Origin of the sequence: Microbacterium sp. NPDC028030 (assembly GCF_040637855.1) — a bacterium.
Taxonomy (GTDB): Bacteria; Actinomycetota; Actinomycetes; order Actinomycetales; family Microbacteriaceae; genus Microbacterium.
Window position 1 is genome coordinate 26616 of sequence record NZ_JBEZXF010000001.1, and the last position, 15894, is coordinate 42509.

General features: G+C 70.0%; 13 protein-coding genes. 3 read left to right on the top strand and 10 right to left on the bottom strand.

Translation table 11 applies throughout. The features are described from left to right. Positions 1–128 precede the first annotated feature (128 nt). The 5 genes from AB0E56_RS00085 to AB0E56_RS00105 form a co-directional block, all read right to left on the bottom strand. Positions 129–698 carry a DNA-3-methyladenine glycosylase I gene (locus AB0E56_RS00085; RefSeq protein ID WP_359796083.1) on the bottom strand — a complete coding sequence of 190 codons (570 nt, stop codon included), beginning with the start codon at positions 696–698 and terminating at the stop codon, positions 129–131. 28 nt (positions 699–726) lie between these two features. Next, the gene (locus AB0E56_RS00090) at positions 727–1773 is read right to left on the bottom strand and encodes an NAD(P)-dependent alcohol dehydrogenase (protein WP_359796084.1); all 1047 of its coding nucleotides are present in this window, start codon (positions 1771–1773) and stop codon (positions 727–729) included. A gap of 71 nt (positions 1774–1844) precedes the next feature. Further along, the gene (locus AB0E56_RS00095) at positions 1845–3911 is read right to left on the bottom strand and encodes an acyl-CoA dehydrogenase (RefSeq protein ID WP_220173915.1); all 2067 of its coding nucleotides are present in this window, start codon (positions 3909–3911) and stop codon (positions 1845–1847) included. A gap of 138 nt (positions 3912–4049) precedes the next feature. After that, positions 4050–5807, bottom strand: a complete 1758-nt coding sequence (locus AB0E56_RS00100) for a glycoside hydrolase family 3 N-terminal domain-containing protein (RefSeq protein ID WP_359796085.1) — start codon at positions 5805–5807, stop codon at positions 4050–4052. Between the two features lie 2 nt (positions 5808–5809). After that, positions 5810–7108, bottom strand: coding sequence for an MFS transporter (locus AB0E56_RS00105; protein WP_359796086.1), 1299 nt, complete (start codon positions 7106–7108; stop codon positions 5810–5812). Positions 7109–7242: 134 nt separating this feature from the next. On the opposite strand from AB0E56_RS00105, the gene AB0E56_RS00110 reads away from it, so the two are divergent. Continuing rightward, entirely contained in the window at positions 7243–8553 is a 1311-nt protein-coding gene (locus tag AB0E56_RS00110) for a TetR/AcrR family transcriptional regulator (protein WP_359796087.1), read from the top strand. On the opposite strand, the gene recQ is transcribed toward AB0E56_RS00110, so the two are convergent. After that, positions 8537–10588, bottom strand: coding sequence for a DNA helicase RecQ (recQ, locus tag AB0E56_RS00115; RefSeq protein ID WP_359796088.1), 2052 nt, complete (start codon positions 10586–10588; stop codon positions 8537–8539). The two genes, AB0E56_RS00110 and recQ, sit on opposite strands and share 17 nt — an antisense overlap. A 53-nt stretch (positions 10589–10641) precedes the next feature. Between recQ and AB0E56_RS00120 the strand changes: the two genes are divergently transcribed. Continuing rightward, positions 10642–11055, top strand: coding sequence for a GNAT family N-acetyltransferase (locus tag AB0E56_RS00120; protein WP_359798239.1), 414 nt, complete (start codon positions 10642–10644; stop codon positions 11053–11055). Beyond that, on the top strand, positions 11052–11969 hold the full coding sequence (locus AB0E56_RS00125) for a pirin family protein (RefSeq protein ID WP_359796089.1): 918 nt from the start codon (positions 11052–11054) through the stop codon (positions 11967–11969). Before AB0E56_RS00120 ends, AB0E56_RS00125 begins: the two co-directional genes overlap by 4 nt. Positions 11970–12132: 163 nt before the next feature. On the opposite strand, the gene AB0E56_RS00130 is transcribed toward AB0E56_RS00125, so the two are convergent. Genes AB0E56_RS00130 through AB0E56_RS00145 form a run of 4 tightly spaced genes read right to left on the bottom strand, consistent with a single transcriptional unit; the run spans position 12133 to position 15887 of the window. Then, positions 12133–13590: a cation acetate symporter gene (locus tag AB0E56_RS00130; RefSeq protein WP_359796090.1), complete on the bottom strand. Its 1458-nt coding sequence runs from the start codon at positions 13588–13590 to the stop codon at positions 12133–12135. Beyond that, the gene (locus AB0E56_RS00135; RefSeq protein ID WP_359796091.1) at positions 13587–13961 is read right to left on the bottom strand and encodes a heavy metal transporter; all 375 of its coding nucleotides are present in this window, start codon (positions 13959–13961) and stop codon (positions 13587–13589) included. Before AB0E56_RS00135 ends, AB0E56_RS00130 begins: the two co-directional genes overlap by 4 nt. Then, positions 13958–14677 carry a LytTR family DNA-binding domain-containing protein gene (locus tag AB0E56_RS00140; protein WP_359796092.1) on the bottom strand — a complete coding sequence of 240 codons (720 nt, stop codon included), beginning with the start codon at positions 14675–14677 and terminating at the stop codon, positions 13958–13960. Before AB0E56_RS00140 ends, AB0E56_RS00135 begins: the two co-directional genes overlap by 4 nt. Before the next feature lie 19 nt (positions 14678–14696). Further along, a complete protein-coding gene (locus AB0E56_RS00145; protein ID WP_359796093.1) occupies positions 14697–15887 on the bottom strand; it encodes a histidine kinase in 1191 nt (396 codons plus the stop codon). Between the last annotated feature and the right edge of the window lie 7 nt (positions 15888–15894).

The following is a 15894-nucleotide window of genomic DNA, read 5'->3' on the forward strand; positions in this document are numbered from 1 at the left end:
ATTCCCGGTTCCCCCCCAGGGTGACACTCCGATTGCTCCATGCACGGGCTCGACGAGCCGGTGCAGCACCCGTACATCCTAACCGGGTCGCGGAATACCGCTCGATGGGGAGATATCCCCACTCCGCGTCAGGCGCGCCAGCACCCCGCGATGTGGTCGTCGACCATCCCGGCGGACTGCATCAGGGCGTACATCGTGGTCGGGCCGACGAAGCGGAACCCGCGCCGTCGGAGCTCCTTGCTCAAGGCCGTCGACTCCGCGGTGACCGCGGGGACGTCGGCGAACGCGGCGGGACGCGTGTCGGATGCCGGCGGCGCGAACGACCACATCAGCTCGTCGAGCTCGCCGTCTGCCATGTCGTGGACGATGCGGGCGTTGCCGATCGTGGCCTCGATCTTGGCGCGGTTGCGGATGATGCCGGGGTCCTGCATCAGCCGCGCGACGTCGTCTTCCCCGAACGCGGATACGGCGGCAGGCCCGAAGCCCGCGAAGACCTCCCGGAACCGCGGACGCTTGCGCAGGATGGTGATCCACGACAGCCCGGCCTGGAACCCCTCGAGCGCCATCTTCTCGAACAGCGCCCGGTCGCCGTGCAGCGGCGTCCCCCACTCCTCGTCGTGATAGCGGCGGTACTCGGCGTCGTCGCCCACCCAGGCACAGCGGTCGCGGGCGTCGGGGCCCGTGAGGAGAGAGGTCATCTCCCCAACGTATCCGCCGCCGCCGACGTCACTCCGCGAAGGTCGAGGCGTCGATCACGAACCGGTAGCGCACGTCGGACGCGAGCACCCGCTCGTATGCCGTGTTGATCTCCGCGGCCCTGATGACCTCGATCTCGGCGACGATGCCGTTCTCGGCGCAGAAGTCGAGCATCTCCTGCGTCTCGCGGATTCCGCCGATGTTGGAGCCCGCGATCGAGCGGCGCCCGCCGATGAGGGAGCCCACCGTGAGGGCGAGGGGCTCCGCCGGCGCCCCGACGCACACCATCGTCCCGTCGACGTCGAGCAGGCCGAGGTACGAGCGCAGGTCGACCGCGGCGCTGACCGTGTTGAGGATCACGTCGAAGGATGAGCGCAGCTCGCGGAAGGTGGTCGGATCGCTCGTCGCACGGTACTGGTCGGCGCCGAGCCGCAGCCCGTCGTCCTTCTTGCTCAGGGTCTGCGAGAGCACGGTCACCTCGGCGCCGAGCGCGTGCGCGATCTGCACGCCCATGTGTCCGAGTCCGCCGAGACCGACCACCGCGACCCTCGTCCCGGGCCCGACCCGCCAGTGCCTCAGCGGCGAGTACGTCGTGATGCCGGCGCACAGGAGCGGAGCGGCGGCATCGAGCGGCAGTGCATCCGGGATGCGCAGCACGAAGGCCTCGGTCACCACGACCTGCTCGGAGTATCCGCCCTGCGTGATGCTGCCGTCGCGATCGACGGCGCCGTACGTGCCGACCGCGCCCTGACGGCAGAACTGCTCCTGACCGCGCACGCACTCCCGGCATTCGCCGCAGGAGTTCACGAGGCACCCGACCCCCACCCGGTCGCCCACGACGTGACGCGTGACCTCGGACCCGACAGCGGCGACCGTGCCCGTGATCTCGTGCCCCGGCGCGAGCGGGTACTGCTGCGGACCCCAGTCGCCGCGCACCGTGTGGATGTCGGAGTGGCAGATGCCGGCGAACGCGATGTCGATCAGCACATCGTGGGGGCCGAGCTCGCGTCTGTCGATGACGGTCTTCTCGAGCGGCGCGGCTTCGCGCGGAGCGGCATAGGCGGTGACGATGGACATCTCGTGCTCCTCGGATCGGGTACGTGCCGAGACTACTCAGCCGAATCCATGAATCGCACGAGAGATCACCGTCAGCGCCGCTGCTTCTTCAGGGTCTTCTCCTGGATCGGTGCATGGCCGGTGGCGGCGAGATCGGCGTAGTACGCCCGCGCCTCGTCCTGACGCTGCTTCTCGATGCCGCTCGCGATCGGCGCGCGCACGTGCTCCGGCTCGTAGCCGAACGCGTTCACGAGGTCGAGGGCGTACGGCCGCAGGCGGGTGCACAGCCGGTCGATGTAGCTCGACACGGCCGCGGCGCGCTGCGTCGACAGGCGTCCGTTGATGAGGTGCCAGGCGAGGTGCTTCTCGATGAGCTGAAGACCGAACAGGTCGCGCAGCCAGGTGAGGACCTTCTTGGTGTCGGCGTCCTCGATCTGGTGCACGGCGTCGGTGAACGCCTCCCACTGCAGCAGCTCGCCGTGCGCACGCGCGGCCTCGATGAGCTCGGCCTGGTTCTCGTTGAAGAGCCGGGCGCCGAGCAGCTTGTCCTTCGCGCCGGGGCGCAGGCGGCCGGCGATGTCGGCGACCATCTGCTGCACCCGACCCGCGAGCAGATCATGCTGCTGCTCCTCGCGCAGCCCGCGCTCGACCGAACGGCTGACCTGACCGAAGTCGGAGACGGCCTGGCCGAGCTGGCGGAGTCCTGCGCCGTGGAACACCTTCCCCGCGGTCATGCCGACCGCGAACTTCGCGAGCGCCGCCGCGTCCTTGCCCTGGAACTGCTTCGCGTAGTCGGTGAGCAGACGCTTGCCGACCAGCTGCAGCAGGACGTTGTTGTCGCCTTCGAACGTGACGTAGATGTCGAGGTCCTGACGGAGTCCGACGAGGCGGTTCTCGAACATGAAGCCGGCACCGCCGGTGGCCTCGCGGGCCTCCTGCAGGGTGTCGAGCGCGTGCCAGGTCGACAGCGGCTTGAGCGCGGCGGCCAGGGTCTCGAGGTCTTCGCGGTCGGCCGGGGTGTCGGTGCGACCCGAGAACACGCCGTCGAACTTCTGCAGGAACTCGTCGTGCGCGAAGATCTGGGCGTAGGTGGTCGCCAGACGCGGGAGCAGACGGCGCTGGTGCTTGCCGTAGTCCATGAGCACGACCTCCTGCCCGTCCGCACCGTCGAATTGGCGACGCTGGGTCGCGTAGGTGATCGCGATGTGCAGACCGAGCGCGGAGGCCCAGGATGCCGCGCCGTCGAGGGAGACGCGCCCCTGAACGAGGGTGCCGAGCATCGTGAAGAAGCGGCGGCCAGGGCTGTCGATCGCGCTGGAGTAGGTGCCGTCGGCGGCGACGTCGCCGTAGCGGTTCAGCAGATTCGTGCGCGGGATGCGCACGTGGTCGAACGACAGGCGCCCGTTGTCGATGCCGTTGAGCCCGCCCTTGAGACCGTCGTCCTCGCGGCCGATGCCCGGCAGGTCGACGCCGTCCTCTCCGCGCAGCGGCACGTAGAAGCAGTGCACGCCGTGGTTGACGCCGTTGGTGATGAGCTGTGCGAACACGGTCGCCGCGACGCCGTGCAGGGCCGCGTTGCCGAGGTACTCCTTCGTCGCCCCGCGGAACGGGGTATTGATGACGAACTCCTCGGACTCCGGGTCGTACGTGGCCGTGGTGCCGACCGCGGCGACGTCGGAGCCGTGGCCGATCTCGGTCATCGCGAAGGCCCCGGGGATCGAGAGGTCCATCACACCGGGCAGCCACTTCTCGTGGTGCTCCTTCGAACCCAGCTGCAGGATCGCCGAGCCGAAGAGCCCCCACTGCACGCCCGACTTGATCTGCAGGCTGGGGTCGGCCACCACGAGCTCCTCGAAGCCCGCGATGTTCGCGCCGTTGTTCTCCTCGCCGCCGAGGGACTTGGGGAAGGCGCGGTGCACGGCCTTGTTCTCGACCAGCAGGTGCAGCTGGCTGAGCACGCGCTCGCGGTGCTCGTCCTTGCCGAGCTCATCCTTGCGCCAGAACGCCGAGTCCTTGATCATCTCGCGCGCCTGACGACGCACATCGCCCCACGTGCCCATCAGGGCCTCGTTCACACGTGCGATGTCGATCGGCGGAGCGACCGCGATCTCGGGCGATTCATCGGGTGTCGTCGAAGAACGGACGGCAGCGTCGACCATGGCATTCCTCCAGGGGAGTAGGGGTGCTTCCATGGTAGGTCTGCGACAAACCCACAGGAACTCCGCTGTGAGCATCCTCCAACTCTGCAGGCGGACGCCCCTACTCCCCGTTGTCGCCTCGCAACAGGTCGACCCCGATCAGCTCAACGAGAGCCCGTGGCCGAAGCGGAACAGCGGGTCGGCGGTGTCGAACGGCACGTCGGGCCGCGAGGCCTCGACCGCGGTCATCGACCGGGGGAGGTCGAAGGGAAGCGCACCCCTCGCCGCGACGGCACCGCTGAGCACGTCGAGCAGCGCCTCGCCCGAGGCTCCCCAGTTCACCGTCACGGCGGCGGCGGTCTCGACGATCGGCGTCAGGATCGGCGGCCGATCGGCGAGCACGTCGACGACGGTCGGAACCGCGGCGGCGACCTCGCGGACGTGCGCGACGACCTCGCCCGCGAACTCCAGCGACCCGGCGTGGAAGAAGTTCTCGAACATCGTCTCGCGCTCCTCGAACGGCGCCTGCAGGCGGATGATCGCGAGCTCTGCGTCGGCCGGATCGTCGACGATCACCCCGAAAGCCGCGGCCACGGCGGGGTCGATGCCCTCGACGTACAGGCGGAGCCCTCGCGCGAAGGGCAGCGCACCGTCGTTCGAGAGCACGGTGATCGACGCCCGCTGCGCCTCCTCCCCCGCCGCACGGAAGTCGGCGCGTCCGACCACGGCGTCCGCGGCGTCCTCATCCACGAACGGGTTCTCGAACAGACCGAGCTCGAACTTCTCCCGCAGGATGCGGCGGGCCGAGATGTCGAGCCGCTCCTCCGAGATCACCCCGTCGGCGACGAGTTCGAGCAGCAGCTCGGGGTTCGCCTCTCCGCCGAACTGATCGACACCCGCGTCCAGCACCTTCGCCATGCGCTCGCGCGGGGTCAGATCTTCCACACCCCAGGCGCGGGCGGGGAACGGCTGCCCGAAGATCTCGGAGTCGCTGATCAAGCCCCAGTCGGTGCAGACGAGGCCGTCGAAGCCGTACCGTTCGCGCAGCAGCCCGGTGACGACCGACTTGTTGAAGCCGAACCCGACCTCTTCGTACTCGGTGCCCACCGGCATCCCGTAGTAGGGCATCATCTGCCGCGTCCCGGCGGCGAGAGCGTCTTCGAAGGGCTTCAGGTGCAGCTCGAACTCACCACCCGGATAGACCTGCTCGCGGCCGTACGGGAAATGCGGGTCCTCGCCGTCCTTCTGCGGCCCGCCACCGGGGAAGTGCTTCGTCATGGTCGACACGGATCCCGGCCCGAACGACGCACCCTGGAATCCGCGGATGTACGCGGCGCCGAGTCGTCCGGAGAGCTCGGCATCCTCCCCGAACGTCGCGGTCTGACGTGCCCAGCGCGGCTCGGTCGCGAGGTCGACCTGCGGGTGCAGCGCCACGCGCAGACCGACCGCCGTGTACTCCTGGCGGGCGATGTCGGCGAACCGTTCCACGAGCACCTCGTCACGGGTCGCCGCGAGACCGAGTGTCTCCGGCCACTGCGAGAACGGACCGGCGAGGATCGACGCGCCGGGATTCTCGCTGAACGAGTGACGCGGGTCGGTCGACAGGGTGACGGGGATGCCGAGGCGCGTGGACGCGGCCAGCCGCTGCAGCGCGTTGTGCCAGGCCGCGATCTCGCGACCCGTCGGCGCCGCACCGAGCAGATTGAAGTGCGTCATCCGCTTGCTCTCGAGGAATTCGCGAGCGGAGGGGGTGGCAAACGTGGGGTCGGGCGCATCCAGATCTCCGATCGCGATCATGGTGTGGAAGAAGAGCCCGGCCTTCTCCTCGATCGTCATCTCATCCAGCAGCAGCTGGACCCGTTCGTCGACGGGAAGGTCGGCGTCGAGCCAGGGGCGGGCGACGGTGGTCTCAGTCATGGTCACTTGACTCCCTTGATGCGGTACACGAGCACGGCGCCGGCGAGGGCGACGAGCGCCCCGAACAGGTACCAGGTGGTGTAGCCGCCGAGGGGTGTGGCCGCGCCGAGCGCGATGATCCCCGGGGCGATGGCCGGAGCGATCGACTGCGGCAGGGCGTTGGCGATGTTCAGCACACCGAGGTCCTTGGCGACGTCGTCGGGGTTGGGCAGCACTTCGGTGGCGAGCGCGAGGTCGACCGAGAGGAACGAACCGGCGCCGAGGCCGATGATCGCCTGCGCGACGATGACGGTCGTGACGTCGGGGGCGATCGCGAGGATCACGAGGCCGACCACCATGATCACGCCGGCGACGGCGACGAACGGCCGGCGCTTGCCGATCCTGTCCGAGAGGAAGCCGCCGAGGGGAGAGGAGATCGCCATGGCCGCCATCGAGGCGAGGTTGGCGATGAGGATGGTGCCGACGGCGCCCTGCTCGTCGAGCTCGAACTTGGTCACCAGGTACAGCGGCAGGAACGTGGCGATGCCGGCGTACCCGAACATCACGAAGAACTTGGTCAGCCAGGTCCAGCCGAAGTCGGGGTGCTTGCGCGGGTTGAAGACGAACGAGCCGAAGAACGTCCCGATCGTGAACCTCTCCGCGGGCTTCTCGGTCAGGCGGCGGTCCTTGAGGGTGAGCACGAACACGATCACGAGGATCAGCGCGATCACACCGGGGACGACGAAGCGCTCGAAGTCGCCGGGGAGGAAGTTGACGATGAAGCTGCCGGCGAGGATGCCGATGGGCGTGGTGATGCCGATGATGCCGGAGACCTTGCCACGGCTGGTGACCGGCACCTGATCGGGAAGGGTGGCGTTGGCGGCGGCGAGCACCGCGTTCATGGCGGTCTGCACGAGGCACCACGCGAGCAGGATCATCCAGACGGAGGTCGCCGCACCGATGAGCACGAACCCGCCGAGTCCGACGATCGCGCCGCCGAGGATCCAGGGACGACGCATGCCCCAGCGCGAGGTGGTGCGGTCGGACAGTCGTCCGACGAGCGGGTTGGCGACGAGGGCGAAGATCGCGCCGACACCCATCACGAGTCCGAGGCTGCCCTCGGTGTTCACCGGGTCGACGTGCTGGACCTTGAACGCCATCGACACCATGACCGGGGTGAGCAGGGCGAGGTAGACGCCGAAGTTGACGGCGGCGAGACCCGGCGTGTAGCCGCGCGGGGTCTTGGGCGGCGTGGTTCCGGGGGCCTTGAAGCCCGTCGTGCCGACCGCGGCCGCGGCAGCGGCGGATGACAACTCTGTCATGACAGTCCTTTCGATTCACCGCACATCTTCGGGCGATGCGGTTCTGGGATGACCATACACGAAACTCGACCAGTTGGTAAGTGAAAGTAGACCACTTGGTAATGAGCGAGGATAGGATGAGGAAGGAGGATGTGATGACGACGACGGCATCGATGGGCACACGACACGCCCGCGCCGCCGCCACGCGAGAGCGCATCCTCTCCGCTGCGCACGAGCTCTTCGTGGCCAACGGGTACCGCTCCACGTCGCTGCGCGACATCGCCGCCGCCGCATCCGTCAGCCACCCGGGGCTCCTCGGACACTTCTCCTCGAAGGACGAACTGCTCGCCGAGGTCGTCGCCGAGCTCGAGTCCGAGAACGAGGCGTTCTTCAGCGCGATCGCCGCGGCCTCCGAGCCGGGTGACCTGGTGTTCGCCGCTCTGGCCGAACGCAACGCGCGCACCGAGGGCTATCTCGAGCTCTTCGCCGCTCTCACCGGCGAGGCATCAGCGCCCGGTCACCCCGCGCACGAGCGCATGCGCGAACGCTACTGCCGACTGCGCTCCCTGAGCAGCGACGTGCTCGAGGATGCGAAGTACCACGGCGTGATCGCCGCCGACCGCGACGTCGACGGCGAGACCGTGCGGCATACGGCGGGGTGGGACGGGTTGCAGCTGCTCTCGCAGTACCTCCCCGATCGGGTCGACGTCGTGGAGATGCTCGAAGAACGCGAGAGCCTGTGGGCATCGCCGCTCGGGTGGCGCGACCCCGACGACGAGCAGCCTGCCGGCTCGGCCGGGGCGGCCGGTCCACTTCCCGAACTGCCGATCGCCGCGGCGCCCGAGATCGATCCGGGATATGCGGTCGGCCGCCGCCGCCGAGCGCAGATCGTCGCGGACGCGACGCACCTGTTCGCCCGCGACGGCTACGGCGACACCAGCCTGCAGGACATCGCGACCGCCGTCGGCGTATCGAAGTCGACCCTGCTGCACCACTACGCCTCGAAGGAGCTTCTGCTCAGCGCCGTCCTCGCCGAGCGCGACAGCGCCATCAACGAGAACCAGGCGATCACGGGTGCCGCCTCAGCCGGCGAGCTGCTCCGCGGGATCCCGGACGGCGCGGCACTCAACGCGCGAGAAGAACCCGGACTGATCGAGGTGTACGCCGTGCTCTCCTGCGAGGCGGTGCCGGCAGCGCATCCCGCGCACGCCTACTTCGAGACCCGGTTCGCGAACACGATCGACTACTTCACCGCCCTCTTCCGCCTCGCACAGATCGACGGCGACCTGCCGGCACACCGCGACCCCGCGCACGAAGCCGTCTGGCTCGTCGCGATGTGGGACGGACTCCAGTATCAGTGGCTGTACGACCGCGACGCCGTCGACATCGCCGCGCACCTGCGCGCCCACCTCGACGACGTGCTGCCTCGCGTCGAGCGCGAGTCGGCGCTCACGCCGCCGCGATGACCGCCAGCACGCCTTCGCCGTAGGCCTCGCGCTTCTTCGCGCCGATGCCGGTGATGCCGTCGAGATCGGCGAGAGAAGCCGGACGATGCTCGGCCAGAGCGCGCAGCGTCGCGTCACCGAACACGATGTACGCGGGAACCCCCTGCTCGCGCGCGGTCTCTGCCCGCCAGGCGCGCAGCGCCTCGAACAGCCCGCGATCCCCGGCGTCCAGAGCATCCGCAGCGCTGGCCTTGCGCGCCCGCGAAGAGGAGGCCGGACGACCGATCGTGTCCTTGCGCAGCGGCACCGCCAGCTCGCCGCGCAGCACTCCGGCCGCCTGCTCACCGGGAGCGAGGGTGCCGTAGTCGCCCTGCGCGACCAGGATGCCGCGGGCCAGGAGCTGCCGGACCACGCTGCGCCAGTCCTGGTCGGAGAGGTCGTTCCCGATGCCGTACGTCGCGAGCTTGTCGTGACCCTGCTGGCGGATGCGCTCGGTCGAGGCCCCGCGCAGGATGTCGATCAGGTGCCCCGCGCCGAACGCCTGATTGCGCTCGCGCTTGAGTCGCACGATCGTCGAGAGCAGCTTCTGCGCGGGCACGAGCCCGTCGAAGGTCTCGGTGTCGTCGAGGCACGTGTCGCAGTTGCCGCAGGGCTCCGACTCCTGGCCGAAGTAGGCGAGGAGGTTCTGCCTGCGGCACTCGACCGTCTCGCACAGCGCGAGCATGGCGTCGAGGTGCTGCCCCATCCGCATCTTGAACGTGCGGTCGCCGGGGCTCTGGTCGATCAGGCGTCGCTGCTGGACGACGTCGCCGAGGCCGTACGCCATCCACGCCACCGACGGTTCGCCGTCGCGACCGGCTCGACCGGTCTCCTGGTAGTACCCCTCGACGGACTTCGGCAGATCGATGTGGGCGACGAAGCGCACATCCGGTTTGTCGATGCCCATGCCGAACGCGATGGTCGCGACCATGACGACGCCGTCTTCACGGAGGAAGCGGGCCTGGTTCGCCGCGCGCACCTCGGCGGGGAGACCCGCGTGGTAGGGCAGCGCATCGAGGCCCTGAGCGGCCAGGTAGGTCGCGGTCTGCTCGACCGACTTGCGGCTGAGCGCGTACACGATACCCGCGGGCTGCGTGCCGTCGCTCGCCGTGGTCTGGGATCTGATGAACGCGACCAGCTGCTTGCGCGGGTCGACCTTCGGCACGATCCGGTACTGGATGTTCGGGCGGTCGAAGCTCGCGACGAAGTGCTTGGCGGTGTCGAGGCGCAGCCGTTCGGTGAGCTCCTGGTGCGTGGCGCGGGTCGCCGTCGCGGTGAGCGCCATACGCGGCACCCCGGGGAAGCGCTCGCCCAGATCGCCGAGCGCGAGGTAGTCGGGGCGGAAGTCATGGCCCCACTGCGACACGCAGTGCGCCTCATCGATCGCGATCACGCTGAGGGTTCCGCGCTGGAGCAACGCCGTGGTCTGGGCGCTGGAGAGACGCTCAGGGGCGACGTAGATGAGGTCGAGCTCGCCCGCGACATACGCCCGTTCGACCTCGCGACGCTCGTCGATCCCCTGCGTCGAGTTCAGGTATGCGGCGTTGACGCCGTTCGCCCGCAGAGCGTCGACCTGGTCGTGCATGAGTGCGATGAGCGGGCTGATCACGAGCCCGGTGCCCTCGCGCACGAGCGCAGGCACCTGATAGGTGATGCTCTTGCCGCCACCGGTCGGCATCAGCACGACCGCGTCTCCGCCCGCGATGACCTGCTCGACGATGTCGGCCTGGTCGCCGCGGAAGTCGTCGTAGCCGAAGACCGTGTGCAGGGCCTCGCGCGCGGTCGGGTAGCGGCTCGGCGTCGCACGGCGCACGATGGGAGCGGCGGGTGGCGGGGTCACGGCCGATCGGTTCACCGGTGTGACTGGTCCCTGCCCCCAGTCGAGCGGCGGCTCGAAGCCCGCGCCCTGCGGCTCCCAGTCCATCGGCTCCGGCGGAAGCGTCGGCTCCCACCCGTCGTCGTAGGGCTCATCGGCGTACGGCAGATCCGCGTACGGGTCACGGGGAGTCTGCGGCATCCCTCCAGCGTAACGACCCCCGCCGACGCGGGCGGTGTGTCATCCACAGCGCCCTGCGACGGAGACCGCCCTCGCGCTGCACGCGGGGCGTAGGTTGGAGGCACGCGCAGAAGGAGTATCCGATGACCGACATCACCGTGACCCGCGACGACGACGCGTCGCGCTACGAGATCCGCTCGGGCGACGTGCTGGCAGGCTTCGCGGCCTTCGACCTCCGCCCCGGGGCCATCCGCTTCCTGCACACCGAGGTCGACCCCGCGTTCCAGGGTCAGGGGCTGGCGGGGAAGCTCGCCGAGACCGCGCTGGCTGATGCGGTCGAGCGCGGTGAGGCGATCGTCCCGCTGTGCCCGTACATCGCGAAGTACCTCGAGACGCACGAGGTCCCCGGCGCTGAGATCCGCTGGCCGAAGCGCGCCCCCGAACAGGGAGGCTCCGCGCACGAGGACCCGACGGGCCGCGCGGAATGATCGGGAAGCACCGCCTCATCCTCGAGCCGCGCGAGGTGCCGCTGGGTGGGGTGCGCGGCATGAACGTGCTGCGTGCACTGCCCCACCGCAACCTGCCGACGATCGGCGCCTGGTGCTTCCTCGACCGATTCGGACCCGCGGACACGAAGATGCGGGTCGAGCCGCATCCGCACATCGGGCTGCAGACGGTGACCTGGCCGCTCGTCGGCGAGATCCGCCACCGCGACTCGCTCGGCAGCGACGCCGATCTGCGACGCGGCCAGCTCAACCTGATGACGGCCGGGGGCGGCATCTCGCACTCCGAGTACTCGATCGGCGACGATCCGATCCCCCTCGACGCCCTGCAGTTCTGGGTCGTGCTGCCGGAGGCCGCCCGGCACGGCGCAGCCGGCTTCGAGCGGCACACGGAGCTTCCGGCGCTCACCCTCGCGGCGGAGGAGGGAGCGGATGCCCAAGCCACCGTCGTGCTCGGCGAGTTCGCGGGCGTGCACTCCCCGGCGACCGTGCACACCCCGATCGTGGGCGCCGAGATCGTCCTCGCCCCCGGCTCGCGCGTGCGGCTGCCGCTGCGCTCCGACTGGGAGCACGCGCTCATGCTCGTCGAAGGCGACACCGTGGTGGCCGAGCATCCCCTCGACCGCAACGGCCTGCTCTACCTTGGCGACTCCCGAGACGAGGTCGAGGTGGCGAGCGACGACGGCGCCCTGCTGTTCCTCCTCGGCGGCGAGCCGTTCGAGGACGACATCGTGATGTGGTGGAACTTCGCCGGACGAACGCACGAGGAGATCGTCGCGGCGCGTGAGGAGTGGGAGTCGGAGTCGGAGCGCTTCGGGGTCGTGGCCGGTCACGACGTGCGCATCCCCGCCCCGCCGCTTCCCGACGTGCGACTCATGCCGCGCAGCAGGAAGCTCTGACTCCGCGGGGTCGCGGTACGGAGGGCACCCGCGGTTCGGAGGGCGGCTCCGGCGCACTGCTCCTCCGAAGCGCGGATCTCCTCCCGAAAGAGGGGCCGCGGTTCGGAGGGTATCCCCGGTACGGAGGGCATCCGCGGTACGGAGGGCGCCCGTGGCGCAGAGGTCAGCCGCGCTCGGGGGTGTGGACTCGTGCGAGGAAGCGCTCCGCCCTCGGCGACGGGCCCCGCGGATCGAGCAGCGACACCACCACCGTCACCGCGGCGGCGAGCGGGATCGTCCAGGCCGCCGGCTGCGCGAGGTAGGGCGCGGCGACCCCCACGCCGTCGACGGCCGCATGCACGAGCAGGGCGAGACCCGTCGCCACGCCGCCCGAGACCATGCCGGCCACGGCGCCACGGGCCGTGAGCCCGCGCCACCACACCCCGAGCAGCACGACGGGCGAGAGGGTGGATGCGGCGACGACGAACACCACGCCGACACTCGACCCGAGTCCCGCCGGCGCGGTGAGCAGCGCGACGCCGAGGGGGACGAGCGCACACAGCACGGCGGACACACGGAACGAGCGCACCGACCCCGAGAACACGTCCTGACTGACGACCCCCGCGAGCGACACCACGAGCCCGGCCGAGGTCGCCAGGAACGCGGCGAAGGCCCCCGCGACGATCAGCGCCGTCAACAGCTCGCCGAGCACACCCGGGAAGACGCGCGACGGCAGCAGCAGCACCACCGTGTCGGCGACACCGGGCACCGCGAGGTCGGGTGCGGCGATGCGCGCCAGCAACCCCATCGTGCTCGATACCGCATAGAAGGCACTGACCATGCCGATCACGATGACCGTGGTCCGTCGCGCCGACACCCCGGTCGGGCTCGTGTAGAAGCGCACCAGCACATGCGGCAGTCCCATCGTTCCCAGCAGCAGTGCGAGCAGCAGGGATGCCGTCTCGTACGCGTCGAATCCCGACGGCCCGGCCTCGACCGGGAAGACGAGCGCCGGATCGAAGTCGTGCGGGCCGCCGCTGAGCGCGAACGCGATGAAGACGACCGGCACGAGCAGCGCCGTGAGCTTGAGCCAGTACTGGAACGCCTGCACGTACGTGATCGCGCGCATGCCGCCAGCGGCGACCGCGGCCGCGACGAGCACCGCGACCGTCACGGCCCCCACCCACTCCGGCAGGCCCGCCACCACGGACAGGGTGATCCCCGCGCCGTGCAGCTGCGGCACGATGTACAACCACCCGATGACGAGCACCGCGATGCTGGTCACCCGGCGCGCCGAGGTCGACTCCAGTCGGGCTTCCATGAAGTCGGGGATCGTGTAGGCCCCGCTGCGACGCAGCGGCGCCGCGACGAAGGCGAGCACGAGGAGATAGCCCGCGGCATACCCGATGGGGAACCAGAAGCCGCGGGCGCCGTCGAGCAGCACGAGACCGGACAGCCCGAGGAAGGTCCCCGCCGACAGGTACTCCCCGCTGATCGCGGACGCGTTCCACACCGGGCGCACCGTGCGCGAGGCGACGAAGAAGTCTCCCGTCGTACGCGAGATCCGCAGACCGTAGACGCCGATGAGCAGCGTCGCGACGATGACGAACGCGACTCCGACGAGGTCCATGACGGCGTTCATTCGCGGTCTCTGAGCGCGCGGTACCGCCGCTCGTTGCGGGTGGCGGTGCGGACGTAGAGCACGCCGAAGACGAGGATGATCGGATAGAACGCATAAGCCTGGAACAGCCACGACAGCGGCAGGCCCCACACCAGCACCTCACCGATCTCGGGGATCAGCGCGATCGCGAGCGTGAGCGCGATCACCACGACGACGAACCCCGCGACCGTGCCGAGCGCCAGACGGAGCTGACTGCGCATGAGGGCTCTGGCATACACGGCATCCGCTTCGTCGACCGGGGATCCGGGCAGCGCGATGCCGCGCGTGAAGGTCGCGGGCCGCCGGTCGGGGAGGTCGGCCGTCACACGGACCCGCTTCGGCTTCTCGCTCATCCGGTGCCCTCTCCGCTCAGGAGCGCCTCTCGCACCGCGGGCACGAGCCGACGGCTGACCGGCAGCGACACGTGCCCGATCGACACGGCCGGCTCGGACCCCGACAACCGGGCCGCCGTCACAGCCGACGTACGCACGAGGGACGAGCGATGGATGCGCAGGAATCCGGCCTCCGCCCACCGCGCTTCGAGCTCGGAGATCGGGATGCGCACCAGATGCCCTGCACCCTCTCCCGTGTGCAGCCGCGAGTAGTCGCCCTGCGCCTGCACCCACCGCACCTCGCTGCGGCGCACGAACCGCACCACGGACCCGACCGTGACGGGGAGCATCTCGTCGTCACCCGGTGCCGCGACATCTCCGAGCTCGATCACACGGTCGACCGCCTGCCGCAGCCGTTGCACCCGCACGGGTTTGAGCAGGTAGTCGGCGGCACGGAGCTCGAAGGCCTCGACGGCCTTGGCCTCGTCCGCCGTGACGAACACGACCGCGGGCGGCTCGGCGAGGCGCAGCAGTGCCCGCGCGAGCTCCGTCCCCGCGAGTCCCGGCATGTGGATGTCGAGGAACGCGATCCGCACCCGGCGCTCCGACAGCCGGCGCAGCGCCTCCGCTCCCGACGACGCCGTGAGGATCTCGCCGATGCGGGCATCCGAGCGCAGCAGATGCACCAGCTCGTCGAGCGCCGGCTGCTCGTCGTCGGCGACCAGGACGTCGATCATGCATCCACCCCGTTCGCGGTCATCCGCGTCCCTCTGCGCTCGGGTCGTGCTGTGGTTGCGACTTCGGCACCCGCAGGCGCACCAGCGTCCCCGCGTCGGTGTTCGTCTCGACCACCAGACCGCCCTCCGCACCGTACAGCTGGCGCAGCCGGGTGTCGACGTTGCGCAGCCCCACGTGCAGGCCGTCGTCGCCGGCGGTGAGTGTGGCCCGCAGTGCCTCCGGCTCCATGCCGACCCCGTCGTCTTCGACCGTGATCTCGGTGTGGGTGCCGTCGTCTCTCGAGGCGATGCGGATCTCGCCGCCGCCCTCCCCTGGTTCGAGTCCGTGCCGCACCGCGTTCTCGACGAGCGGCTGCACGGACAGGAACGGGATCACGGTCGCGAGCGTCTCGGGAGCGATCTGCAGCGTCACCCTCAGCCGATCGCCGAAGCGCGCCCGCTCCAGCTCGAGGTACGAGTGGATGCTGCCCAGCTCCTCGGCGAGCGTGGTGAACTCCCCCTGTCGACGGAACGAGTACCGCGTGAAGTCGGCGAACTCGAGGATCAGCTCCCTCGCCCGAGCCGGATCGGTGAGCACGAACGAGGCGATCGCCGTGAGGGCGTTGTAGATGAAGTGCGGCGAGATCTGCGCGCGCAGCGACCGCAGTTCCGCCTCGGCCAGTTGCGTCCGCGAGGCATCGAGTCCCCCGAGCTCGACCTGCGCGGCGCACCAGTCTGCGACCTCCTCGGCCGCGCGCACGAGGGCGGCCCTGACGGGAGCGGCGAACGCCACGACCACACCGGCCACCCGGCCGTCGACGAGGATCGGCGCGCCCACGGCCTCCAGGTCGTCCTCCCTTCCTGGAGCGGGGAAGACCTGCCTCCGGCCGGAGGCGCCGACCTGTGTGGCGATGCGGCGTGCAGCGGATTCCAGCCCGTCGGAGGTTCCGTCGAACGACACGGCGCCCTCGGCGCTCACGATCGCGACCGCCGCGCTGCCGAGCAGGACCCGCAGATGCCGCGCGGCCTTGACGACATCCGGCGCGGAGAGCCCGGCACGCAGGTGCGGTGCGGCCAGGCTCGCCTGATGCAGCGCCGTGAGCGCGGCCTGTTCGGCATCGCTGCCGAGGTCGGTCGCCCCGCGCGCGAGTCGGCGTGCGAGCAGCAGGAGCACCGAGAGGACGACACCGCCGAGCACGCCGAGGATCGCTGCGAGAACGACGTCGGTCATGACCTCA